The following is a 23,557-nucleotide window of genomic DNA, read 5'->3' on the forward strand; positions in this document are numbered from 1 at the left end:
TGTCTTGCAATGTCCCAGAGTCTCTGGATCAACACTCAAAGGCGAGCCCGACTTGAATGAGCTTGGCTCTTTCCATATCGCTATCGTCTAAAAACCGATGGGTGATGGAGGATCGCACGATGGCAATACGCGTGGTAATGGCCGGCGCGACCGGCTGGGTCGGCAAAGCGCTGGTTCCGGCGATCGGGGCGCAGGGCGACATGGCGCTGGCCGGGGCTGTATCACGCAGCGGCGCGGGGCAGGATTCCGGTCTGCTGGTTGGTATGCCGGCTAATGGTATTGCCGTTTCGGCCTCGCTGGCCGAGGCGCTGGAGGCGCCGTCGGACGTGCTGGTCGACTTCACCAAGCCGCATGTCGTGAAAGACCATGTGCTGCTCGCCATCGACAACGGACGGCATACGGTGATCGGCACGTCGGGACTGGGAGCTGCCGATTATGCCGAGATCGACGCCGCGGCGCGCGCTAATGGCGTCGGCGTCGTTGCCGCCGGCAACTTTTCCATCACCGCCACGCTGATGAAGCGGTTTGCACTTATGGCGGCAAAATACGTGCCGGATGTCGAGGTCATCGATTATGCTAGTGCAAAGAAGCCCGACGCGCCCTCCGGAACCGCACGAGAGCTTGCTGAAGCGCTGGCCGACATCCGCAAGGCCTCAACGGCAAAGCCGGTCTCTGAGGTCTCCGGCGTGCCGGCCACACGCGGTGGTGCGGTCGGCGCAGGCGAGGGGGTGCAAGTGCACGCGCTTCGCCTGCCGTCCTACATCCTGTCCTGCGAGGCGCTGTTCGGTCTGCCAGACGAGCGGCTGACCATACGCCACGACGCCGGCTCGTCCGCGGCGCCTTACGTGGCGGGCACGCTGCTCGCCATCAGACGGGTACAGCAGATCAAAGGTCTGGTTCGTGGTCTCGACGCGCTGATGGATTGATCCATTTCGGCAGGAATCGGGTGGGAAACGCTGTCTTGCGAGCATAATTTCCGGTCGACGACACCGGAGATTTTGCCATGACGCTAAAATTCAAAGCCTTGCCAACCAATGCTGTCCGGGCACTTCAGCGCGGCGGGCCGGATGCTTATGGCTTGAAGCCAGAGCGGCAAATTTCGGATGGCGACGGCGTGCCTTGCCGTCATTGCTTGAAAAATATTGCTTTGGGAGAAGCCTATCTTGTTTTGGCCTATCGACCTTTTCCGGAGCTGCAGCCTTATGCCGAAACGGGGCCGATCTTTCTGCATGCGAAAGAATGCGAACGCGCCGCCGAGGGGAAAATGCTTCCCGAAATGCTCGAAAGCAGCGATTACATTGTGCGCGGTTATGGCAAGGACGACCGCATCGTTTACGGCAGCGGCGGCGTCATTCCGACCGACGCCATTGCCGCACGGGCAGAGACGTTGTTCGAACGCGACGACATCGCTTACGTCCACATCCGCTCGGCGCGCAACAATTGCTATCAGTGCCGGATCGACCGCGCGTAACCGGACAGGCTGCACCGGCTTGGCTGTCGTACTCCCGTCGCATACCAGCGGTAGAAAGAGACTGTCGATCGATTTGCCGACCGCGGATGAACCGGCGGAAATTTTCGACAACCGAGGAAGCGGGGCTTTGGCTCCGCTTTTTTGTTGTCCGGTTATTCTGCGCGCCCGACACTTTTCCGTTTTTCGACATAAGAAAAACCCGTCGGACGAATCCGACGGGCACTGGAGAGGCAGATTCGGAAGCTCAGGCGGCGAGAACGGCCTTCGGCTCGACCAGCTCGTAACCGAGCGCTTCGGCCACCGCGCGATTCGTGATCTTGCCCTTGTGGACGTTCAGCCCGTTGCGCAGATGGTGGTCGTCTACCAGCGCCTTGAGGCCCTTGTCGGCGAGCTGCAGGCCATAATGCAGCGTCGCATTATTGAGTGCGTGGGCCGAGGTGACCGGCACCGCACCCGGCATGTTGGCGACGCAATAGTGGATGACGCCGTCGACCTCATAGGTCGGCTCGGCATGGGTGGTGGCGTGCGAGGTCTCGAAGCAGCCGCCCTGGTCGATGGCGACGTCGACCAGCACGGCGCCTTTCTTCATGCCCGACAGCATCTCGCGCGTCACCAGCTTGGGCGCTGCTGCCCCCGGGATCAGCACGGCGCCGACGACGATGTCAGCCGAAAAACATTCTTCTTCCAGCGCCTCGACGGTCGAGTAGCGGGTGTGGACGCGGCCGCCAAAGATGTCGTCGAGCTGACGCAGGCGCGGGATCGAGCGGTCAATGATGGTGACGTTGGCGCCAAGGCCGGCGGCCATCCGTGCAGCATGCAGGCCGACGACGCCGCCGCCGAGCACGGTTACCTTGCCGGGGAGCACGCCGGGCACGCCGCCAAGCAGCACCCCGCGGCCGCCATTGGCCTTTTGCAGCGCCGTTGCACCCGCCTGGATCGACAGGCGGCCGGCAACTTCCGACATCGGCGCCAAGAGCGGCAGACCGCCGCGCTCGTCGGTGACGGTCTCGTAGGCTATCGCGGTCACGCCGGAGGCCAGCAGGCCCTTGGTCTGCTCCGGATCCGGGGCAAGATGCAGATAGGTATAGAGGATCTGGCCGTCGCGGAGCTGAACCCATTCGTTGGGCTGCGGCTCCTTGACCTTCACGATCATGTCGGACTTGGCAAAAACGTCGGCTGCCGTCTTGGCGATCGTGGCGCCGGCGGCACGATACGCGTTGTCGTCGGCGCCGCTGCCGGCGCCGGCGCCGGTCTCGATCAGCACTTCATGGCCATGCGCGACATATTCGCGGACCGAACCCGGCGTCAGGCCGACGCGATATTCGTGATTCTTGATTTCCCGGGGGCAGCCGATGCGCATCGTTCTTCTCCTGATCCGGCCCTTTGGGGCTCGTTCCCTGTCTAGAGATAGTGAACCACGAATCGTTCGGTAAGTGTTTGCGAATGCGCTTGCCTGAGAAGCCACTGTTCGATAATCGTTGCGCGAAACATTAGAATTGTCGCAGGAACCCGCAAAAATGCCGCTCGACAGGATTGATATCGCCATTCTCGAGACGTTGCAGAAGGATGGGCGGATACCCAACGCAGCGCTCGCCGAGAAGGTCGGCCTGTCCCAGTCGGCCTGCTCGCGGCGGCTGGACAATCTGGAGAAATCCGGAACCATCCGCGGCTATCACGCCCGGCTGTCCAACGCTGCACTTGGGCACCAGATGACGGCGATCGTGCATATATCGCTGTCCGGGCAATTCGAGAAGACGTTGTCGGATTTCGAGGCAGCGATAAAGCGCTGCCCGAACGTCTTGTCCTGCCATTTGATGTCGGGCGAATATGACTACATCCTGCGCATAGCGGCAAAGGATCTCGTCGACTACGAACGTATCCACAAGGAGTGGCTGTCGGCAATGCCGCATGTGACGAAGATCAATTCGTCCTTTGCCTTGCGCGAAATCGTCGATCGCACAGCCGTGGGAATGAAGCCTGAACTCGCCTAGGCCCCGAACTCGCCTAGGCCTTGGATGCCTCAGTCACCACACGGTCCATCGGAATATCGTGCGGCTGCGGGTAGATGGTGGTGATGCGCTGCAACTCGTAGCCGACGCCGATGACCAGCGGCTTGAACGGCATCGCGGCAAGCGTGCGATCGAAGAAGCCGCCGCCATAACCCAAGCGGAACTGCCCGGGATCGATGCCGACGATCGGCGAAATGACGACGTCGGGCAACACCGGATCACCGTCAGCCGGTATCGGGATATTCCAGACGCCCTTCTCCAGCCGGTCTCCGTGGGCATAGGCGCGAAAGACAAGCGGCCGGTCTTTCTCGACGACGACGGGCAACGCCGTGCGCCCGCCTCGCGCGTTAACGGTTTCCATCCAAGGGCGCAGGTCCGGCTCGCCGCGAAACGGCCAGTAGAGGCTGACCAAACGGCCGGCGATGTCGCCGATCACCGCGTCGAGCCCTTCGGCAATACGCTGCGACATAGCTGCGCGCGTGTCGGCTGAAACGGCAAGGCGGGATGCGATCAACCGCTCGCGCTCGGCCTTGCGCCAGCGCCTTACGTCGGTCCAGTCGGATAGCGGCGCTTGGAACTCCGGATCGAGCTCGTGCATAAAACAAGGCGGCGAGGCGTACTGCGCTGAGCCTTCGTCTTCATCGCTAGCCATGCTTCACCTGCAATATACAGTTCCAACCAAGTAGTATCCTGGACGCAGGCTATATCCGGGAACGAGTCCGCAGCATGCGTATTCACGACATCAAGCGACGACTCCCAGGTAGTTGCAGCGCAGGCATTGCTGCACTGCACAACGATACTTACATCAGCCTTGGCGAGAGGGATGAGCGAGATGAACACAGCCAACCATCACGTCGTCGTCGTAGGTGCCGGTTTCGGCGGCCTCGAGTTCACCCGCGCACTAGCCGGCTCGCCGGTGCGCATCACGATGATCGACAGGCGCAATCATCACCTTTTTCAGCCGCTGCTCTACCAGGTGGCGACGACGGCGCTGGCCACCTCCGAAGTCGCCTGGCCGATCCGCCATCTTCTGCGCAGGCGCAAGGACGTGACGACGCTGCTCGCCACCGTTACCGGCATCGACCGCACCGGCAAGCGCGTGCTGCTGCAGGACGGCGGCACGGTCGCTTACGACACGCTGGTGCTGGCCACCGGCGCGCGGCACGCCTATTTCGGCCATGACGAATGGGAACCGTTCGCCCCTGGCCTGAAGACGCTGGAGGACGCCACCACCATTCGACGGCGTATTCTTTTGGCTTTCGAGCAGGCCGAGCGGGAAACCGATCCCGTCCAGCGCCAGGCATTGCTGACCCTGGCGATCGTCGGCGGCGGGCCGACCGGCGTGGAACTGGCCGGCACCATTGCCGAGCTGGCGCACGACACGCTGCACGGCGAGTTCCGCAACATCGACACGCGGCAGACGCGTGTGGTGCTGATTGAGGCCGGTGACCGCATCCTCTCCAATTTCGCTCCCGAACTCTCCGATTATGCAACGAAGGCGCTCGAACGGCTCGGCGTGACCGTCGAACTCGGCCGGGCGGTTACGCGCTGCGATGCCGAGGGTGTCGTCTTCGGCGACACACATTTGCCGGCCAGGACAATCCTGTGGGCGGCGGGCGTCGCCGCTTCGCCGGCCGCCGAATGGCTCGGCGCGGCAGCGGACCGCGCGGGCAGGGTGCTTGTCGAGCCCGACTTGAGTGTGCCGGGAAACCCGGAGATTTTCGTCATCGGTGACGCAGCGCACGTCCTGCGGCCGGATGGCCGGCTCGTGCCGGGCGTCGCGCCCGCCGCCAAGCAGCAGGGACGGCATGTCGCCGCGACGATCAAGGCAAGGCTTACCGGTGGCACGACACCGCGTCCTTTCAGCTACAGGCATGACGGCGACCTGGCGACGATCGGCAAGCGCGCCGCGGCCATCGATTTCGGCTGGATCAAGCTTACCGGCCGGCTTGCCTGGTGGCTATGGGGCTTGGCGCATATCTACTTCCTGATCGGCTTTCGTAACCGGCTTGCGGTTTCCCTGAGTTGGCTATGGATCTACTTCACCGGTCAGCGCAGCGCGCGGCTGATCACGCAGGGCGACGACGACAAGGGCTGATTGTTCGCTGCCGGACATTCATCGGCGCGTCACCTCCTCTTGATGGAATCGGCTTCTGGACTCGACTGGATTTCGGCGCGAAGCTTTGCTTCGGGCAGGACTTGTCACGTCGTGGAAGAAAGAGAAAACGAATGTCCCAATTGCGCCACCTCGTCTCACGCCGCGATTTCCTCGCCAGCGTCGCCGCCAGCGGAGCGCTGATCATGCTGCACCCGTTCTCCGCCCGGGCTCAAGCCAATCAGGCGCATCTGAGGATTATGGAGACGACCGACATCCACGTGAATGTGCTGCCTTACGACTACTACGCCGACAAAGCTAACGACACGATGGGGCTGTCGCGAACGGCATCGTTGATTGAAGCCGTGCGCAAGGAAGCAACCAACGCGATGCTGATCGATAATGGCGACCTTCTGCAAGGTAACCCGATGGGCGACTACATCGCCTACGAGAGGGGGATGAAGGATGGCGATCTGCATCCGGTCATGAAGGGCATGAACCTGCTCGGCTACGAATGCTCGACGCTCGGCAACCACGAGTTCAACTACGGCCTGTCGTTCATGGACAAGGTGCTGGCCGGTGCCAATTTCCCGTTTGTCTGCGCGAATTTGATCCGCGGCACGGAGCTCGCCGCGAACCCGCGCGACGACAGGCTTTATCTCAAGCCTTACGTCATCCTCGACAGGAAGATCAAAGACGGGTCGGGCGCCGAGCAACCGATCAGGATCGGCATCATCGGCTTCGTGCCGCCGCAGATCATGGTCTGGGACCTGAAAAATCTCGAGGGCAGCGTCAAAACACGCGACATCGTCGAGGCGGCCAAGGCGTGGGTGCCGCAAATGAAGGAAGAAGGCGCCGACATCGTCATTGCGCTCTCCCATTCCGGCATCGACGTGAAGCAAAGTGACATGATGGAGAACGCCTCCTTCTTCGTTGCCGGTGTCGAAGGTATCGATGCGGTGTTCACCGGTCACCAGCATCTGGTCTTCCCCGGCAAGAAGGACTTTCAGTCGCTGGAAGCCGTCGATACGGCGAAAGGCACGTTGCAAGGCAAGCCCGCCGTCATGGCCGGCTTCTGGGGCTCGCACATGGGGCTGATCGATCTGTTGCTGGAGCGCGACGGATCGACGTGGAAAATCGTCTCGGCGACCTCTGAGGCCAGGCCGATCTTTGAGCGGGTCGACAAAACGAACAAGCCGACCGTCGCGGACGACCAGCGCATCATCGACGCGCTCAAACAGGACCACGAGGCGACGCTTGCCTATGTGCGCCGGCCGGTCGGCAAAACCTCGGCGCCGCTCTATTCCTATTTTGCGCTGGTCGCCGATGATCCATCGGTGCAGATCGTCAGCCAGGCGCAGACCTGGTATTTGAAGGACATCCTGAAGAACACAGAGTGGAAGGATATGCCGCTGTTGTCGGCGGCGGCACCGTTCAAGGCCGGCGGGCGCAACGGCGCCGACTATTACACCGACGTGGCGGTGGGCGATATCGCCATCAAGAACGTCGCCGATCTCTACCTCTATCCAAACACGGTGCGCGCCGTTGAAATCACCGGGGCAGAGGTGAAGGAATGGCTGGAAATGTCGGCCGGCATCTTCAACCGGATCGAACCGGGCAAAGCCGACCAGGCGCTCATCAACACTGACTTCCCATCCTATAATTTCGACGTGATCGACGGCGTCACATACAAGATCGATCTGTCGCAGCCACCGAAATATGATTCGAAGGGCGGGCTGGTGAATGCTGGCTCGACCCGCATCATTGACTTGATGTTCGACGGCAAACCGATTGACCCCAAGCGGAAATTCGTCGTCGCCACCAACAACTACCGAGCCGGCGGCGGGGGCAATTTCCCGGAGATCAATGCCTCGAAGATCATCTACGAAGCGCCCGACACCAACCGCGATGTGATCGTGCGCTATATCGTCAGCAAAGGCACCATCAACCCGTCGGCGGACGCCAACTGGTCGTTTGCGCCACTGCCGGGAACCCGCGTCGTATTCGAGACCGGCGCCAAGGCGAAGGAGTTTATTGCGCAAGTGAAGTCGCTGAAGATCGAGCCGGCGGGCGAGGGCGAAGCGGGCTTTGCAAAATACCGCATCACTCTTTGAGGCGAGGATTTGAACGTCGGCTCGAAACTGTCTCAGCGTTAAGATACTGCCCCGATACGGCCAATCCGTTTGAGACAGGGGGCCTCTTCAAGCAGGTGGTGCGAAACGCCGCTTGACGGCGGCATGACCGGATCCAGCGCGTCCGTCGAAATCCCGCCGGAATAATGGTGTGGCAGTTGGTCGATCGAGGCGGGAAGCGGTCGTCGAAGCCGAGCGGGGTTATCTTTCCAAGGCGCCCTGTGGCGGTAGCGCCATTCTGGCCAGCAAGCATCGCAGCAGACAGACCACAAAGGCCATTAAGATTCGGGGAGGGTCCCCAGCAGCGTTGGAATCGCTATGGTTGCAACCGTCCATATGCGCTAGTTTTAGTCATGCGTTATGTCATCGTCATCACGACCGTCACCTTTTTCCTGATCTGGGACGGCATTTACAACCAGGGCCGCTACCTCGACAGGACGGTCAGGGAGGTGACCCGCATCGTGCACTATGTAACGAGCATGGTGTAGTTTCTCTTCGCAGCTATGGTTCGCAGACGCGACAAACCTGCCGATTGACGGCACGCTGCCGCTGACACAAAAGAACGCCGGTCCAACGGTCGAGGAGGCTGGGTTGATCCGGCATATCGTTTTCTTCAGCGCACGGCATAAAGCGGATGTCGAGGCAGTGCGCACGGGCCTCCTGGCGCTTGGCAAGATACCGCATTCGCGTCATTTCGAGGTAACGCTCAACACCAAGGTCGACCCGCTCTCGGATGAGATCGATGTGGTCGTCTACGCCGAGTTCGAGGACGAAGCGGCGCTCGCCGCCTACAAGGCGCATCCGCTCTATGCAGAGACGACCAGCCGGGTCAAACCTCTGCGCGAATTACGCTATTCGGCCGACATCGTTGCAAGTTGACCGCCTCCCAAGGCAGATTTGACGTCGCGGAGGGGCTCCGCGCCGTAGCCCGCTTCACTCCGTCTGAGCCGCGGAGGTTTCGGTCGGATCGACGCCCGGCCGCTTTGGCGCGTTCCAGATCAGCACGGCGATAACTGCTATCGCAATAACGGCTAGGGCGATGAAAAGGTCTCTTCCCATAGCAATGAGCTAGGATGATTTTTGCGGGCGGCAAGTCGGCTCCTCGCGGCCGAGGCCTGCGATCGCCGCTGAGGCACCGGCTAAGCCCTTGAACCATTTTCAGGAATGAGGCACATCGCGCGGGACATGACCGAAAACACCCCCGCAAGGCCTCATCCGCTCGATCACCTGGTGCTGCCGACAGCAAGCCTCGATGTTGCGCGGGCGCGCTTGGCCCTGCTCGGCTTTACCGTTGCGCCGACAGGTATCCACCCTTTCGGAACGCAAAACTGCTGTGTCTTCCTCACCGACGGCACCTATCTCGAGCCGCTCGCGGTCGCTGACCGGCAGGCCGCGGCAACGGCGATCGCGAACCGCAATGTCTTTGTCGTGCGTGATCGCACGTATCGCGAAGAAAACGGCGATGAAGGATTTTCTGCCGTGGCGCTGGGCACCGAAAGCGCCGCCGCGGACCACGCGCGCTACATGGAAGCCGGTCTGTCGGCGGGAGACGCGCTAAGCTTTTCGCGCGCCTTCACCGATGCGACGGGAAAGAGCGACACCGCATCGTTCAAACTGGCCTTTGCGGCTACAGGCAAGGCAACGGACGCTTTTCTCTTCGCCTGCGAGCGGATCAATGCGCCGAACGTCGACCGCACTGCGTTGCAGGCCCACGCTAATGGCGCAACCGGCATTGTCGAAGTCGTGGCAGTCACTGGCGAACCTTTCGAACAAGGCCGTTTGATTTCGATCGCAGCCGGAATCGAGGCGCAGGGCGGCGGCACTGTCTATGAGCTGCCGAATGCCGTCGTGACCGTTCTGGATCCTGCAGCCTATTCGGCACGCTTCGGCATTCCTGCCGGCGCACCATCTGAACTCCGCTTTGCTGGGATCGTCTTTTCGATTAGGCACGGCGATGCCGTCGCCAAGCTGCTTGCAGCCAATTCTGTGGAACACCACATGCGCGGCGGTGATACCATCGTGCCGCCGGCGCCAGGGCAGGGCGCAGCCTTCATTTTCCGGGAGATCGCATGAACAAGCTCAATCCACTGATGCCGAACTCTTCCGTTGCGGTCGGCAAAGTCATTTTCGGCAACAGCGCGCCCCTATCGCTGATCGCTGGTCCATGCCAGCTGGAATCGCGGCAGCACGCTTTCGACATGGCCGGTGCGCTAAAGGAATTGACCGACAGGCTCGGCATTGGGCTCGTCTACAAGACCAGCTACGACAAGGCCAATCGCACCTCGCTTGGCGGCACGCGCGGCGCGGGACTTGAAGCGGCAATGCCGATCTTCGACGACTTGCGCAAGAATTTTGCCTTGCCGATCCTGACCGACGTCCACACTGAGGAACAATGCGCGATCGTCGCGCTTCATGCCGATATCCTGCAGATTCCTGCCTTCCTCAGCCGCCAGACCGATTTGCTGATTGCTGCGGCAAAAACCGGCAAGGTGGTCAATGTGAAGAAGGGGCAATTCCTCGCGCCGTGGGACATGAAGAACGTCGTCGCCAAAATCATTGGCTCCGGCAATGCCAATGTCTTGGTCACCGAGCGCGGCGCATCCTTTGGTTACAATACCCTGGTGTCTGACATGCGGGCGCTGCCGATCATGGCCGAGATCGGCGCGCCGGTGATTTTCGATGCCACCCATTCCGTGCAGCAGCCGGGTGGGCAGGGCGGTTCGTCTGGAGGCGACCGGCGCTTTGTCGAGACGCTGGCGCGCGCGGCCGTCGCGGTTGGCGTCGCCGGCGTCTTCATCGAGACGCACCAGGACCCCGACAACGCGCCTTCCGACGGTCCCAACATGGTGCCGCTAAAGGATCTTCCCGCATTGCTTGACCGGCTGATGGCGTTCGATCGCATTGCCAAAAGCGTGGGTTGAACCAGCAGTTGCGCCACAGCAGCGCCGCCAGGAAAACTTTGAAGAATTTCGAACCTGCCTGGAACCTTAGCCCGCGGCCATCATTGTCAAAATCTAATGTCAACGACGACGAGGAGCACACCATGACGACCCAGACGGGACACACCGAAGCCATCGCCGCTTCGCGGGTTATCGGCACATCGGTCTACAATACGGAAGGCACTCATATCGGCGACATCGAGGACGTCATGCTCGACAAACTGTCGAACGGAATCATGTTTGCCGTGATCGGTTTTGGTGGATTTCTCGGCATCGGCGAGAAATACCACGCCATTCCGTGGGCGAGCCTTGACTATGACGAGAACAAGGGCGGCTATGTCGTGCCGTTCACCAAAGACCAGCTGATGGCCGCTCCTTCCTATTCGATCAACGAGTTGACCGGCGCCGACGGCGAGGCCGCGCGTGATGCCTCATACAACTACTACAAGGTCGAGCCTTACTGGCACTGACCTTACTGGCACTGACTAAGTCTCCTGGAATCAAAAAGGCCCCCGGGAAATCGGGGGCCTTTCGATGTGGCGGGATGCTACTGCGCAATCTGCAGGGCCGGCAAAGGCGACGATCCCTGCGGGGGTTGCTGATTGTCGCACGACGTCAGGAACGCAGCCGCGATCAGGAACAAACTCACAATACCGCTCAACTGGGACATGGCGAAACTCCTCCTGTTTCGCCCCGCGCGACAACAGCCATAAACCAGAAACCGGCATGCCGCGTATGACAAATGATGACAGCGCTTCGTGCTTCGTGAATCCGTAGCGCACGGGCAATATTTGCAAGTGCCCCGATTGCGTTTTGCGGCGCTTTGGCTAAGAGGTGCGCGACGCTTCAATCGATCAATCGGGGACATCGCAATGACGGCCATCATCGACATTGTCGGGCGTGAAATCCTGGACAGCCGCGGAAATCCGACCGTCGAGGTCGACGTCGTGCTCGAAGACGGCTCGATGGGTCGCGCCGCGGTGCCGTCCGGCGCCTCGACCGGCGCGCATGAGGCGGTCGAACTGCGCGATGGCGGCCCCCGCTATCTCGGCAAGGGCGTGCTCACGGCGGTCGAGGCGGTGAACGGTGAGCTGTTCGAGGCGATCGGCGGCATGGAGGCAGAGAATCAGATCCATATCGACCAGACCATGAACGAGCTCGATGGTACGCCCAATAAGAGCCGTCTCGGCGCCAATGCCATCCTCGGCGTGTCGCTGGCTGTGGCCAAGGCCGCGGCCGAAGCGGCCGACCTGCCGCTCTATCGTTATGTCGGCGGCACCAAGGCCCATGTGCTGCCGGTGCCTATGATGAACATCATCAATGGCGGCGCGCATGCCGACAACCCGATCGATTTCCAGGAATTCATGATCCTGCCGATCGGCGCGCCGACGCTGCGCGACGGCGTGCGCTGGGGCTCGGAGATCTTTCATACGCTGCGAAAGAAGCTGAAGGACGCCGGCCATAACACCAATGTCGGCGACGAGGGCGGCTTTGCCCCCAACCTGAAGAGCGCGCCGGCCGCGCTCGACTTCATCATGGAATCGATCGAGCAGGCTGGCTTCAAGCCCGGCCAAGAGGTTGCGCTAGGCCTCGACTGCGCGGCGACCGAATTCTTCAAGGATGGCAACTACGTCTATGAAGGCGAGAGGAAAACCCGCGACCCGAAGGCGCAGGCCAAATATCTAGCCAAACTCGCTGCCGACTACCCGATCATCACCATTGAGGACGGCCTGGCCGAGGATGACTGGGACGGTTGGAAAATACTGACTGATCTCATCGGCAAGCAGACGCAGCTGGTTGGCGACGATCTGTTCGTCACCAACACGGCGCGGCTGCGCGACGGCATCCGCATGGGTGTCGCCAATTCGATCCTGGTCAAGGTCAACCAGATCGGCTCGCTTACCGAAACGCTCGACGCCGTCGAGACCGCGCACAAGGCCGGCTATACCGCGGTGATGTCGCACCGCTCGGGCGAGACCGAGGATTCGACCATCGCCGACCTCGCCGTTGCCACCAATTGCGGGCAGATCAAGACGGGCTCGCTGTCGCGCTCGGATCGCATGGCCAAGTACAACCAGCTCATCCGCATTGAGGAGGAGCTCGGCAAGCAGGCGCGATATGCCGGCAAGTCGATCGTGAAAAGCTGATTTCGAGAGAAAATCCGTGGCGACGAGGGCGGGGACATTCCCGCCCTTTTTTGCTTCCAGGCTCTGAATCCAACAGGCTGTAACCGTCCATTAAGCACAATCGGGCGACAAAGGCGGCGTAGAGGATTCGGACCATGTGGACACGCCAGCACAAGCAAAGAAATACCGGCCGGCTGATCATCCCCTCGCTCTGCGTGGTGTTCCTGACTTATTTCGGTTTCCATGCCTATCATGGCGAGTTCGGCATCTATTCCAAGTACCAGCTCGAAGCTGAGACTGCCGAATTGCAGGGCAGGCTCGATGCCGTCAGGGCGCGCCGGATCGATCTCGAGCGCCGCGTTCAGCTGATGCATGAGGGCACGCTGGAGAAGGACATGCTGGACGAGCAGGCGCGCAAGGCGCTTAATCTGTCCCACGCCGACGAGATCACCATCATGCTGCCGGTCGCAAGATAACCTGATCTCAGTTAATCAGCGATATTTGCAATGATTTTAATTGCTTAGATGCATGACAGCCATGCGTTTTCGGCATGGCGAAAGCCTTCCCTGCATGTTAGCCTGCCTCAAATCGGTGGGAGAACTGATCTCCCTCGCTGTCCGCCAAGAGACGCCAACAGGGAGTGATGCATGGCCACCGCCGCCAGAAAAGCGCCTGCCAAATCCAAATCAGACGGCAAGATGCCGGGCCTTTCCACCCCGAAGCCTGTTGAATTCACCAAAGACCAGGAGCTTGCCGCCTACCGGCACATGCTGCTCATCCGCCGCTTCGAGGAAAAGGCCGGCCAGCTTTACGGCATGGGCTTCATCGGCGGTTTCTGCCACCTCTACATCGGCCAGGAAGCGGTCGTTACCGGCATGAAGATGGCGCTGATCGATGGCGACCAGATGATCACCGCCTATCGCGACCATGGTCATATGCTGGCCATGGAGTTGTCACCACGCGGCGTCATGGCCGAACTGACCGGGCGCCGTAGCGGTCTGTCGAGAGGCAAGGGCGGCTCCATGCACATGTTCTCCAAGGAGAAGCATTTTTACGGCGGCCACGGCATCGTCGGCGCGCAAGTGTCGCTCGGCACCGGCATTGCCTTCGCCAACCGCTATCGCGACAACAACAATGTGACGCTGACCTATTTCGGCGATGGCGCGGCGAACCAGGGCCAGGTCTACGAAAGCTTCAACATGGCCTCGCTGTGGAAGCTTCCGGTGATCTACATCATCGAGAACAACCGCTACGCCATGGGCACCTCGGTCTCGCGCTCGTCGGCCGAGACGGATTTCTCGCACCGCGGCGCGTCCTTCAAGATTCCAGGCATCCAGGTCGACGGCATGGATGTGCGCGCTGTAAAGGCAGCCGGCGACCTCGCCGCCGAATGGTGCCGCGCCGGCAACGGGCCGCTCATTCTCGAAATGCAGACCTATCGTTACCGCGGCCATTCGATGTCAGATCCGGCAAAATACCGCTCCAAGGAAGAAGTGCAGAAAATGCGCTCCGAACGTGACCCGATCGAGCAGGTCAAAGCGCGGCTGCTCGACAAGAAATGGGCAAGCGAGGACGAGCTCAAGGCCATCGACAAGGAAGTCCGCGACGTTGTCGCCGACGCCGCAGAATTTGCCCAGAACGACGCGGAGCCGGATCCGTCCGAGCTCTGGACCGACATCGTACTTTAACGAGAGGGCAAGGACATGCCGATCGAAATTCTCATGCCCGCCCTCTCGCCGACCATGGAAGAGGGTAATGTTTCCAAGTGGTTGAAGAAAGAGGGCGACAAGGTCGCGGCGGGTGACGCCATTGCCGAGATTGAGACCGACAAGGCAACGATGGAAGTCGAAGCCGTGGACGACGGCACGCTTGCCAAGATCGTGGTTCCTGCCGGCACCGAGGGTGTCAAGGTCAACACACTGATCGCTGTGCTGGCCGTCGATGGCGAAGACATCGACGAGGCAGGCGAAGGCATTGGCGAGGAGGCTGTCGAGTCGCAAGCGGCAGCGCCCGCGGCTGCTCCGCCCCCCGTTGCTGCTCCGGCCAAGAGCGAAGCGGCAGCACCTGTTGCCGCCGCACCCAGGCTGGAAATTGCCGCCGATCCTGACATCCCGGCCGGCACCGAAATGGTCTCGACCACGGTGCGTGAAGCGTTGCGCGACGCAATGGCTGAGGAAATGCGCCGCGACGGCGACGTCTTCGTCATGGGCGAGGAAGTCGCCGAGTACCAGGGCGCCTACAAGATCACACAAGGCCTGTTGCAGGAATTCGGTCCGCGGCGCGTAGTCGACACGCCGATCACCGAGCACGGCTTTGCCGGCGTTGGTGTTGGCGCGGCGATGGCCGGCCTGAAGCCGATCGTCGAATTCATGACCTTCAACTTCGCCATGCAGGCGATCGACCAGATCATCAATTCAGCCGCCAAGACGCTCTATATGTCCGGCGGCCAGATGGGCGCCCCGATCGTCTTTCGCGGCCCGAACGGCGCGGCTGCCCGCGTCGCCGCGCAGCATTCGCAATGCTATGCCGCCTGGTACAGCCATGTTCCCGGGTTGAAGGTGGTGATGCCCTATACCGCCGCCGACGCCAAGGGTCTGCTCAAGGCGGCGATCCGTGACCCGAACCCGGTCATCTTCCTCGAGAACGAAATCCTTTACGGCCACTCCTTCGACGTGCCGAAGATCGACGATTTCGTGCTGCCGATCGGCAAGGCGCGCATTCACAAATCCGGCAAGGACGTGACCATCGTCTCGTTCGGCATCGGGATGACCTACGCGATCAAGGCCGAGGCGGAGTTGCGCGGCATGGGCATCGATGCCGAGATAATCGACTTGCGCACGATCCGCCCGCTCGACTTCGACACGATCATCGCCTCGGTCAAAAAGACCAATCGCCTCGTGGTGGTCGAGGAAGGCTTTCCGCAGAACTCGGTCGGCGACCATATCGCCAACCAAATTTCGCAGCGCGCCTTCGATTTCCTCGACGCACCGGTCATCACTGTTGCCGGCAAGGACGTGCCGATGCCTTATGCGGCGAATCTCGAGAAACTGGCTTTGCCAAACGTCGGCGAGGTTGTCGAGGCGGTCAAAGCCGTCACGTATCGCTGAGCAGGGCGGGAGGACAAAATGCCGATCAACATCACCATGCCGGCGCTGTCGCCCACAATGGAAGAGGGCAATCTTTCCAAGTGGCTGGTCAAGGAAGGCGATAAGGTTTCGCCCGGCGACGTGATTGCCGAGATCGAGACCGACAAGGCGACGATGGAAGTCGAAGCCGTCGACGAGGGCACGGTCGCCAAGCTGGTGGTTCCGGCCGGCACAGAAGGCGTCAAGGTCAATGCGCTGATCGCAGTGCTGGCTGCCGAGGGCGAGGATGCTGCTTCTGCCGCCAAAAGCGGTGATGGCGCTGCGCCGGCCAAGGCTGAGGCTCCGAAAGCGGAAGCCCCCAAAGCTGAAACATTAAAGCCCGAAGCGTCGAAGCAGGAGCCTGCCGCACCTGGGCCTAAGGCGGAAGGGGTGCCGGTCGCCAACAGCCACGCAAGCGGTGAGCGCATCTTCGCCTCGCCGCTGGCCCGGCGCATTGCCAGGGAAGCCGGCGTCGATGTCGCGGCGCTGACAGGCTCCGGCCCCCGCGGCCGCGTAGTAAAGGCCGATGTCGAGGCCGCAATTTCCAGTGGCGGCGCCAAGGCAGCGCCAGCAGCAAAAGCAGCGCCCGCCGGCGCTCCGGCACCTGCGGCCGCAGCACCCAAGGCGATGTCTGACGAGCAGGTGCTCAAACTGTTTGCCGAAGGCTCCTACGAGCTGATCCCGCACGACAATATGCGCAAGACCATTGCGAGGCGGCTGGTCGAAGCCAAGACCACCATCCCGCATTTCTATCTGACGCTCGACTGCGAGCTCGACGCACTTCTGGCCCTGCGCACGCAGATCAATGCGGCCGCGCCGGTGAAGAAGACCGAGAAGGGCGAAACGCCGGCCTACAAGCTGTCGGTCAACGACATGGTCATCAAGGCTCTTGCCATGGCGCTGATGGCGGTTCCGGATGCCAATGCGTCGTGGACAGAAAACGCCATGATCAAGCACAAGCACGCCGATGTCGGCGTTGCCGTATCGATCCCCGGCGGCCTGATCACCCCGATCATCCGGCGTGCTGACGAAAAGACGATGTCCGTCATCTCCAACGAGATGAAGGATCTTGCCGGCCGCGCCCGCAGCCGCAAGCTGAAGCCGGAAGAATATCAGGGCGGCACCACGGCGGTGTCCAATCTCGGCATGTTTGGCATCAAGGATTTTTCTGCCGTCATCAACCCGCCGCATGCGACGATCCTGGCGGTCGGCGCCGGCGAGCAACGCGCGGTGGTCAAGAACGGCGAGATCAAGATCGCCACGATCATGTCGGTGACGTTGTCGACCGATCACCGCGCCGTCGACGGTGCGCTCGGCGCCGAGCTGCTCGTCGCCTTCAAACGCATGGTCGAAAACCCGATGGGCATGCTGGTTTAAGCGAGGGGAACAGGGCGGTGCGGAAATTCTTCACCAGCCTTTTTGCCTTCTTTCTTTCCGGTTTGGCGGGCGGATTGGTGGCGCAGTGGCTCGCCGTCGCCACCAATGCCGACGTAGAGTACATCCTTGTGTTCATGATCTCGGCTCTCGTCACCATCCTCGTGACGGTCGCGTTCTTCATCGCACAATTCATGTCGGACCCACGACGGGCAACAAAGCTGACGGCGACCATAGGAGTAGCGTTTTTTGTGCTCGTTGGAGTTTCCCTGATCGGCTGGACTTTCTCCCAGCCCCCAGGCAAGAGCCAGTGGTCGGGCGATCTTCCCATAGTCGCCGGTCTCGTCCTGCCGGGCATCGCTACGGTGTTGGTCCAGTGGCTTTTCGTGCGCTGGCGATTGGCGCGCTCGCAACCGGGTTTCGGCGGGGCAGGCACATGAAGACGGTCCTCTGCTACGGCGATTCGCTTACCTGGGGCTATGACGCGGCAAACCTCGGCCGGCATCCGCTGGAAGATCGCTGGCCGAGCGTGCTGCAGGCGGCATTGGGCAGCGGCGTCGAGGTCATCGCCGAAGGCCTGAATGGCCGAACCACCGCCTTTGACGATCACTTGGCCGGAGCGGACCGCAATGGCGCAAGGCTGTTGCCAACCATCCTGACGACGCACGCACCGATCGACTTGATCGTCATCATGCTCGGCGCCAACGATATGAAGCCGTGGATTCATGGTAATCCGGTCGCGGCCAAGCAAGGCATGCAACGCCTGATCGATATCGTGCGCGGTCACGATTACCCGTTCGATTGGCCGGCGCCGCAGATCCTGATCGTCGCGCCGCCCGTAGTCAGCCGCACGGAAAACGCCGAGTTCAAGGAAATGTTCGCCGGCGGCGATGACGCGTCAAAGCGGCTGGCGCCGCAATATTCCGCCCTTGCCGACGAGGCCGGCTGCGGCTTCTTCGATGCCGGCACGGTAGCCAAAACCACGCCGCTCGACGGCGTCCACCTGGACGCAGAAAACACGCGGAACGTCGGGCAAGCGCTGGCGCCGCTCGTGCGCCTCATGTTGGAATTGTGAAGGAGAAAGCCGTGGCTGAGAACTACGACGTCATCATCATCGGCTCCGGCCCCGGCGGCTATGTCACTGCAGTGCGTTCGGCCCAGCTTGGCTTCAAGACGGCGATCGTCGAGCGCGAGCACTTGGGCGGCATCTGCCTCAACTGGGGCTGCATTCCGACCAAAGCGCTTCTGCGCTCCGCCGAGATCATGCACTATTCGGATCATCTGAAGGACTACGGCCTGAAGATCGATGGCAAGGTCAGCGTCGACACAGCCGCCGTCGTCGATCGCTCGCGAAAGGTCTCGCTGCGGCTCAACGGCGGCGTCGGCTTCCTGATGAAAAAGAACAAGGTTGACGTCATCTGGGGCGAAGCCAAGCTGACCAAACCTGGCGAGATCGTCGTGTCGAAATCGTCGAAGAAGCCGATGGAGCCGCAGCCGCCGGCGCCCAAGGGCGTCAAGGGCGAGGGCACCTACAGCGCCAAGCACATCATTCTGGCGACCGGAGCGAGGCCGCGCGCATTGCCCGGCATCGAGCCGGACGGCAAGTTGATCTGGACCTATTTCGAGGCCATGGTGCCGAAAGAGATGCCGAAATCGCTGCTGGTGATGGGCTCGGGCGCCATCGGCATCGAGTTCGCCTCGTTCTACCGCACCATGGGCGCCGAGGTGACGGTGGTCGAACTGCTGCCGGCTGTGATGCCGGTCGAGGACGCCGAGGTCTCGAAATTCGCGCAGAAGCAGTTCGAGAAGCAGGGCATGAAGATCATTCTAGAAGCCAAGGTGACCAAGGTCGAGCAGGGCACTAACTCGGTCACGGCGCATGTCGAGATGAAGGACGGCAAGGTCGAGAAGATCACCGCCGATCGTATGATCTCGGCCGTCGGCGTACAGGGTAACATCGAAAACCTCGGCCTCGAGACGCTCGGCGTGAAGACGGACCGCGGTTGCGTCGTCGTCGACGGCTACGGCAAGACAAATGTGCCGGGCGTCTACGCCATCGGCGACGTTGCCGGACCGCCGATGCTCGCCCACAAGGCCGAGCATGAGGGCGTGGTCTGTGTGGAAAAGATCGCCAATTTCCCCGGCGTGCATGCCATCGACAAGCTGAAGATCCCGGGCTGCACCTATTGCAATCCGCAAGTCGCCTCGGTCGGACTGACGGAAGCCAAAGCGAAAGCCGATGGCAAGGACATCCGCGTCGGCCGCTTCCAGTTCGCCGCAAACGGCAAGGCGATTGCGCTGGGCGAAGACCAAGGCTTCGTCAAGACCATTTTCGACAAGAAGACCGGCCAGTTGCTGGGTGCCCACATGGTCGGCGCAGAAGTAACCGAACTGATCCAGGGCTTCGTCGTGGCGATGAATCTGGAGACCACCGAGGAAGAGCTGATGCACACGATCTTCCCGCACCCGACGCTGTCGGAGATGATGAAGGAGAGTGTACTCGACGCCTATGGCCGCGCACTGAATGCATGATAAATTAGTTGGGCGAGTCTCACACGGAAGACACAGAGGAACTCGACGGCAGAGCAATTCGTTTCGCAGGCATCATCCATCATACAAGGAGAGGGCATATGGAAATGAACGGCGTGGGCTGGGTTGCAGCCATCATCATCGGCGGCCTGGCGGGATGGCTCGCCGAGATGGTCATGAAGAGCAATACCGGCATCCTCATGAACATCGTTCTCGGCATTGTCGGCGCAATAGTGTTGAATGCCATCTTGCAGGCCCTGAACATCGGCATCTTCGGCGTCGGCTGGATAGCCTATCTGATCACCGGCTTCATCGGTGCCTGCATTCTGATTGCGGTCGGACGACTGGTGCGCCGCTAACCTCTGTCGGCACTTGCTATGCGAAAAAGGCCACCGCGGCATGCGTGATCGCGGCCTTTTTCTTTTCTCCGAAAAGTCCTAGATGACGTGGGTAGAGCGAGCGCTGGACAAGCGCTTGCCAATGAGCCGGGTTTCACATGGTCACCGTCCTCGACACGATTGCCAATGCGCCGCGCCTGCGGCATCCCGAAAAGGCGCACAAGCCGGACCAGGACGTACTGCGCAAGCCTGACTGGATCCGCGTCAAGGCGCCGATGTCGAAAGGCTATGCCGAGACGCGCGAAATCGTGAAGTCTCACAAACTGGTGACGGTTTGCGAAGAGGCGGGCTGCCCCAATATCGGCGAGTGCTGGGAGAAGAAGCACGCCACCTTCATGATCATGGGCGAGATCTGCACGCGGGCCTGCGCCTTTTGCAATGTCGCCACCGGCATCCCGACCGCACTCGATCCCGACGAGCCGGCGCGTGTCGCGCATGCGGTCAAGCAGATGGGCTTGAGCCATGTCGTCATCACTTCCGTCGATCGCGACGATCTCGCCGACGGCGGGGCCCAGCATTTTGCCGATGTCATCCGCGCGATCAGGGCAGCGACCCCATCGACTACGATCGAAATCCTGACGCCCGACTTCCTGCGCAAGGACGGTGCGCTGGAGATCGTCGTGGCGGCCAAGCCGGACGTTTTCAACCATAATCTCGAGACCGTTCCGTCGAACTATCTGACTGTTCGGCCGGGTGCGCGCTATTTCCACTCGATCAGGCTCTTGCAGCGAGTCAAAGAACTCGACCCCTCGATCTTCACCAAGTCCGGCATCATGGTCGGCCTTGGCGAGGAGCGGAACGAAATCCTGCAGCTGATGGACGATTTGCGTTCGGCCAATGTCGACTTCATGACCATCGGCCAATATCTGCAGCCGTCGAAGAAGCACCATCCGGTGATCCGCTTCGTCACGCCGGAGGAATTCAAGTCCTTTGAGACGATCGGCAGAACCAAGGGCTTCCTGCTGGTAGCGTCGAGCCCGCTGACGCGCTCGTCGCACCATGCCGGGGACGACTTTGCCAGGTTGCGCGCGGCGCGCGAAGCGTTTCTCAAAAAGTCCGCCTAACACACTGGTTTCATGCCACAATTCGAAGCCCATAGCCGCGTTGCGCATACGCCGGAACAGATGTTCGCTCTGGTTGCCGATATCGAATCCTATCCGCAATTCCTGCCGCTTTGCGAGGCACTTACGGTTCGTTCGCGCAAGGAACGCAACGGACGCACCTTGCTCATCGCCGACATGAGCATCGGCTACAAGGCGATCCGCGAGACTTTCACCACGCAGGTGCTGCTGAAGCCTGACGAGAACGCCATCGACGTCAAATATATCGACGGCCCGTTCAAATATCTCAGCAATGTCTGGCGCTTCGACCCGGCGGACGGCGGCGGTTGCAACGTCTGCTTCTTTATCGACTATGAGTTCAAGAGCCGCATTCTGGGTGCGCTCATGGGAACCATGTTCGACCGCGCCTTCCGTATGTTCTCCGAGGCGTTCGAGAAACGTGCCGAAATCATCTACGGCGCGCCATCGACGGCCTGATCCGCAGCGAGCGCGCGCAGACCCAGTTCAAGCGCATGATGGACCGTCTCCCGGCGGATGAAATCACGGCCCTTGTCGGCGAACAGCTGGCATTCGCTGACCACCGGCCGGCCAGCCACGGCAACGCCGAACCAGACCAGGCCGACAGGTTTTTCCGCAGAGCCGCCGTCCGGACCGGCGATGCCAGTCACCGCCAGGGCGAGCCCGGCCGGCGAATGCGCCAAGGCTCCGGCCGCCATCTCCACCGCAGTCTCGCGCGAGACCGCGCCGTGCGCCTCGAGTGTAGCGGCCGAGACGCCGAGCATCTCGGTCTTGGCCTGGTTGGAATAGGTGATGAAGCCGCGATCGACCACCGCGGAAGAGCCGGCGATGTCGGTCAGCGCGGCGATGATCATGCCGCCGGTGCAGCTCTCCGCCGTCGCCAGCATGATGCCGCGCTGCTGGCAGGCCTGAAGCAGGGCATCTGCGAGATCGCTATTGCTCACTCGGGGACATCCCCTGGAAACACAACGCTGGCGGTCGCGATGGCCGCTATGCCTTCCTCACGGCCGACGAAGCCGAGCTTCTCATTGGTTGTCGCCTTGATCGAGATGCGATTGCGCGAAATTCGCAGCATTGCCGAAAGCGCTTCGGTCATCGCCTCGCGATGTGGGCCGACGCGCGGCGCCTCGCAGATCAGGGTGATGTCGGCGTTGGCGATGCGCCCGCCGCGTGCGCGCACCAGCTTCACCGCGTGTTCGACGAAGATGCGTGAAGCGGCCCCCTTCCACTGCGGGTCGGAGGGCGGGAAATGCGTGCCGATGTCACCGGCGCCGCAGGTGGCCAGCAGGGCGTCGGTCAAGGCATGGAGACCGACATCGGCATCCGAATGGCCGGATAACTTCCTGTCGTGTGGAATGGCGACGCCGCACAGGGTGACATGGTCGCCGGGCTCGAACGCATGCACGTCATAGCCATTGCCGGTTCGGATGTCGGGAAAACGTGGGGCGCTGGAAAGCCGCTGATCCGCCATTGCAATATCCCGTGCCCAGGTCAGTTTGACATTATCCGGCGAGCCGGGAACGATTTTCACCGGAATATGCGCCCATTCGGCGATTGCCGCATCGTCGGTGAAATCCGCTTTGCCCAGATGATGAGCCTTTTCGTGCGCAGCCAGGATCGGCCAGAACGGAAAGCCTTGCGGTGTCTGTGCGGCATGAAGCCCGGCCCTGGACACGGTTTCGCCGATCATGCCTTCGGCCGTTTCGCGCTTGAGCGTATCGGCAACGGGCAAGGCAGGCAGTGCTCCCTGGCGCTCGCCAATGGCGGCGATCGTGCGGTCTATCAGTTCCGCGTCGACAAACGGCCGAGCCGCATCATGGATCAGCACCCGGCCCGGCGCATGGCTTCTCAACGCCAGCAGTCCAAGGCGGACGGACTCCTGCCGTGACGTACCGCCAGTCACCGCGACGACACGGTCGGCGTTCGCGCCGGCGGCGCGGCGGAAAAGCGCGTCGTCTTCGGCATGTATAGCAACGACGACAGCTCCAATTTTCGGATGCGTCAGAAAGGCGTCGAGCGTGCGTGCGATAACGGCGCCGCCGCCAATCTGCTGGTACTGCTTCGGCCCATTGGCCTGTCCGGCGCGCGCGCCGCGGCCGGCGGCAACGATGACCACCGCGACCTTGTCGTCCGCAGCTTGCTTTTCGCTCACATCTCTCATGCCGAGACGCTTAGCGCATGATCCCGAAAAGTGGTATCGCTTTCGGAAGACCTAGGATTGATGCTATCCGGCGATCCTTTTTTTCCCAAATGCGCCTTAATGTCACGACATTGCGCGTT

At 61.4% G+C, this 23,557-nt stretch carries 26 protein-coding genes; 21 read left to right on the top strand and 5 right to left on the bottom strand.

The genetic code is table 11. From position 1 onward, the window contains the following. Positions 1-119: 119 nt before the first annotated feature. Both dapB and NKJ15_RS12555 read left to right on the top strand, forming a co-directional pair. On the top strand, positions 120-926 hold the full coding sequence (dapB, locus tag NKJ15_RS12550) for a 4-hydroxy-tetrahydrodipicolinate reductase (protein WP_352448952.1): 807 nt from the start codon (positions 120-122) through the stop codon (positions 924-926). A gap of 77 nt (positions 927-1,003) precedes the next feature. Then, positions 1,004-1,471, top strand: a complete 468-nt coding sequence (locus tag NKJ15_RS12555) for a DUF1203 domain-containing protein (protein WP_352471826.1) — start codon at positions 1,004-1,006, stop codon at positions 1,469-1,471. A gap of 244 nt (positions 1,472-1,715) precedes the next feature. On the opposite strand, the gene ald is transcribed toward NKJ15_RS12555, so the two are convergent. Then, positions 1,716-2,831: an alanine dehydrogenase gene (gene ald / locus NKJ15_RS12560; protein ID WP_352815524.1), complete on the bottom strand. Its 1,116-nt coding sequence runs from the start codon at positions 2,829-2,831 to the stop codon at positions 1,716-1,718. A gap of 157 nt (positions 2,832-2,988) precedes the next feature. Between ald and NKJ15_RS12565 the strand changes: the two genes are divergently transcribed. Continuing rightward, positions 2,989-3,462, top strand: coding sequence for an Lrp/AsnC family transcriptional regulator (locus NKJ15_RS12565; RefSeq protein ID WP_023675099.1), 474 nt, complete (start codon positions 2,989-2,991; stop codon positions 3,460-3,462). Positions 3,463-3,475: 13 nt separating this feature from the next. Here the strand turns inward: NKJ15_RS12565 and NKJ15_RS12570 are convergent, their stop codons facing one another. Next, entirely contained in the window at positions 3,476-4,132 is a 657-nt protein-coding gene (locus NKJ15_RS12570) for a 5-formyltetrahydrofolate cyclo-ligase (protein ID WP_352471829.1), read from the bottom strand. A 180-nt stretch (positions 4,133-4,312) separates the two neighbouring features. Here NKJ15_RS12570 and NKJ15_RS12575 point away from each other — a divergent pair, with 180 nt between their 5' ends. The 7 genes from NKJ15_RS12575 (at position 4,313) to NKJ15_RS12605 (ending at position 11,116) form a co-directional block, all read left to right on the top strand. After that, positions 4,313-5,578, top strand: a complete 1,266-nt coding sequence (locus NKJ15_RS12575; protein ID WP_352815525.1) for an NAD(P)/FAD-dependent oxidoreductase — start codon at positions 4,313-4,315, stop codon at positions 5,576-5,578. Positions 5,579-5,709: 131 nt separating this feature from the next. Next, positions 5,710-7,689 carry a bifunctional 2',3'-cyclic-nucleotide 2'-phosphodiesterase/3'-nucleotidase gene (locus NKJ15_RS12580; protein ID WP_352815526.1) on the top strand — a complete coding sequence of 660 codons (1,980 nt, stop codon included), beginning with the start codon at positions 5,710-5,712 and terminating at the stop codon, positions 7,687-7,689. Between the two features lie 371 nt (positions 7,690-8,060). Next, a complete protein-coding gene (locus NKJ15_RS12585; RefSeq protein WP_292655342.1) occupies positions 8,061-8,195 on the top strand; it encodes a hypothetical protein in 135 nt (44 codons plus the stop codon). Between the two features lie 103 nt (positions 8,196-8,298). Then, positions 8,299-8,586 carry a Dabb family protein gene (locus NKJ15_RS12590; RefSeq protein ID WP_254817185.1) on the top strand — a complete coding sequence of 96 codons (288 nt, stop codon included), beginning with the start codon at positions 8,299-8,301 and terminating at the stop codon, positions 8,584-8,586. 306 nt (positions 8,587-8,892) lie between these two features. Next, the gene (locus NKJ15_RS12595) at positions 8,893-9,780 is read left to right on the top strand and encodes a VOC family protein (protein ID WP_352815528.1); all 888 of its coding nucleotides are present in this window, start codon (positions 8,893-8,895) and stop codon (positions 9,778-9,780) included. Continuing rightward, positions 9,777-10,628 carry a 3-deoxy-8-phosphooctulonate synthase gene (gene kdsA / locus NKJ15_RS12600; protein WP_352815529.1) on the top strand — a complete coding sequence of 284 codons (852 nt, stop codon included), beginning with the start codon at positions 9,777-9,779 and terminating at the stop codon, positions 10,626-10,628. Before NKJ15_RS12595 ends, kdsA begins: the two co-directional genes overlap by 4 nt. 122 nt (positions 10,629-10,750) lie before the next feature. Further along, positions 10,751-11,116 (top strand): PRC-barrel domain-containing protein, encoded by a 366-nt coding sequence (locus tag NKJ15_RS12605; RefSeq protein WP_023675091.1) that lies wholly within the window; start codon positions 10,751-10,753, stop codon positions 11,114-11,116. Between the two features lie 77 nt (positions 11,117-11,193). On the opposite strand, the gene NKJ15_RS12610 is transcribed toward NKJ15_RS12605, so the two are convergent. Then, positions 11,194-11,316 carry a hypothetical protein gene (locus NKJ15_RS12610; protein WP_084642452.1) on the bottom strand — a complete coding sequence of 41 codons (123 nt, stop codon included), beginning with the start codon at positions 11,314-11,316 and terminating at the stop codon, positions 11,194-11,196. Positions 11,317-11,518: 202 nt separating this feature from the next. Here NKJ15_RS12610 and eno point away from each other — a divergent pair, with 202 nt between their 5' ends. The 11 genes from eno to NKJ15_RS12665 all read left to right on the top strand — a co-directional run bounded on the left by eno (position 11,519) and on the right by NKJ15_RS12665 (position 21,736). Next, on the top strand, positions 11,519-12,793 hold the full coding sequence (eno, locus tag NKJ15_RS12615; RefSeq protein ID WP_352815531.1) for a phosphopyruvate hydratase: 1,275 nt from the start codon (positions 11,519-11,521) through the stop codon (positions 12,791-12,793). A gap of 134 nt (positions 12,794-12,927) precedes the next feature. After that, the gene (locus NKJ15_RS12620; RefSeq protein ID WP_023675088.1) at positions 12,928-13,248 is read left to right on the top strand and encodes an FtsB family cell division protein; all 321 of its coding nucleotides are present in this window, start codon (positions 12,928-12,930) and stop codon (positions 13,246-13,248) included. Between the two features lie 171 nt (positions 13,249-13,419). After that, positions 13,420-14,460, top strand: coding sequence for a pyruvate dehydrogenase (acetyl-transferring) E1 component subunit alpha (gene pdhA, locus NKJ15_RS12625; protein WP_502906897.1), 1,041 nt, complete (start codon positions 13,420-13,422; stop codon positions 14,458-14,460). A 15-nt stretch (positions 14,461-14,475) separates the two neighbouring features. Continuing rightward, positions 14,476-15,879 carry a pyruvate dehydrogenase complex E1 component subunit beta gene (locus tag NKJ15_RS12630; RefSeq protein WP_352815532.1) on the top strand — a complete coding sequence of 468 codons (1,404 nt, stop codon included), beginning with the start codon at positions 14,476-14,478 and terminating at the stop codon, positions 15,877-15,879. An 18-nt stretch (positions 15,880-15,897) separates the two neighbouring features. Further along, positions 15,898-17,274, top strand: coding sequence for a pyruvate dehydrogenase complex dihydrolipoamide acetyltransferase (locus tag NKJ15_RS12635; RefSeq protein ID WP_352815534.1), 1,377 nt, complete (start codon positions 15,898-15,900; stop codon positions 17,272-17,274). Between the two features lie 17 nt (positions 17,275-17,291). Continuing rightward, on the top strand, positions 17,292-17,711 hold the full coding sequence (locus tag NKJ15_RS12640; protein WP_352815536.1) for a hypothetical protein: 420 nt from the start codon (positions 17,292-17,294) through the stop codon (positions 17,709-17,711). Beyond that, positions 17,708-18,346 (top strand): SGNH/GDSL hydrolase family protein, encoded by a 639-nt coding sequence (locus NKJ15_RS12645; RefSeq protein WP_023675083.1) that lies wholly within the window; start codon positions 17,708-17,710, stop codon positions 18,344-18,346. Before NKJ15_RS12640 ends, NKJ15_RS12645 begins: the two co-directional genes overlap by 4 nt. Positions 18,347-18,357: 11 nt before the next feature. After that, a complete protein-coding gene (gene lpdA, locus NKJ15_RS12650) occupies positions 18,358-19,803 on the top strand; it encodes a dihydrolipoyl dehydrogenase (protein ID WP_352471838.1) in 1,446 nt (481 codons plus the stop codon). A gap of 98 nt (positions 19,804-19,901) precedes the next feature. Beyond that, complete coding sequence (locus NKJ15_RS12655; RefSeq protein WP_023675081.1) at positions 19,902-20,159, top strand: GlsB/YeaQ/YmgE family stress response membrane protein; 258 nt, start codon at positions 19,902-19,904, stop codon at positions 20,157-20,159. A gap of 137 nt (positions 20,160-20,296) precedes the next feature. After that, positions 20,297-21,262: a lipoyl synthase gene (gene lipA / locus NKJ15_RS12660; RefSeq protein WP_352448938.1), complete on the top strand. Its 966-nt coding sequence runs from the start codon at positions 20,297-20,299 to the stop codon at positions 21,260-21,262. Between the two features lie 12 nt (positions 21,263-21,274). Beyond that, complete coding sequence (locus tag NKJ15_RS12665) at positions 21,275-21,736, top strand: type II toxin-antitoxin system RatA family toxin (protein ID WP_352815538.1); 462 nt, start codon at positions 21,275-21,277, stop codon at positions 21,734-21,736. Here NKJ15_RS12665 and NKJ15_RS12670 read toward each other — a convergent pair. Both NKJ15_RS12670 and NKJ15_RS12675 read right to left on the bottom strand, forming a co-directional pair. Next, entirely contained in the window at positions 21,712-22,221 is a 510-nt protein-coding gene (locus tag NKJ15_RS12670; protein ID WP_352815539.1) for a CinA family protein, read from the bottom strand. The genes NKJ15_RS12665 and NKJ15_RS12670 overlap by 25 nt on opposite strands. Further along, a complete protein-coding gene (locus NKJ15_RS12675) occupies positions 22,218-23,438 on the bottom strand; it encodes a bifunctional 2-C-methyl-D-erythritol 4-phosphate cytidylyltransferase/2-C-methyl-D-erythritol 2,4-cyclodiphosphate synthase (protein ID WP_352772860.1) in 1,221 nt (406 codons plus the stop codon). The genes NKJ15_RS12670 and NKJ15_RS12675 overlap by 4 nt, the downstream gene beginning before the upstream one ends. Positions 23,439-23,557 lie beyond the last annotated feature (119 nt).

The organism is Mesorhizobium sp. M0207, from assembly GCF_040321995.1.
Lineage (GTDB): Bacteria > Pseudomonadota > Alphaproteobacteria > Rhizobiales > Rhizobiaceae > Mesorhizobium.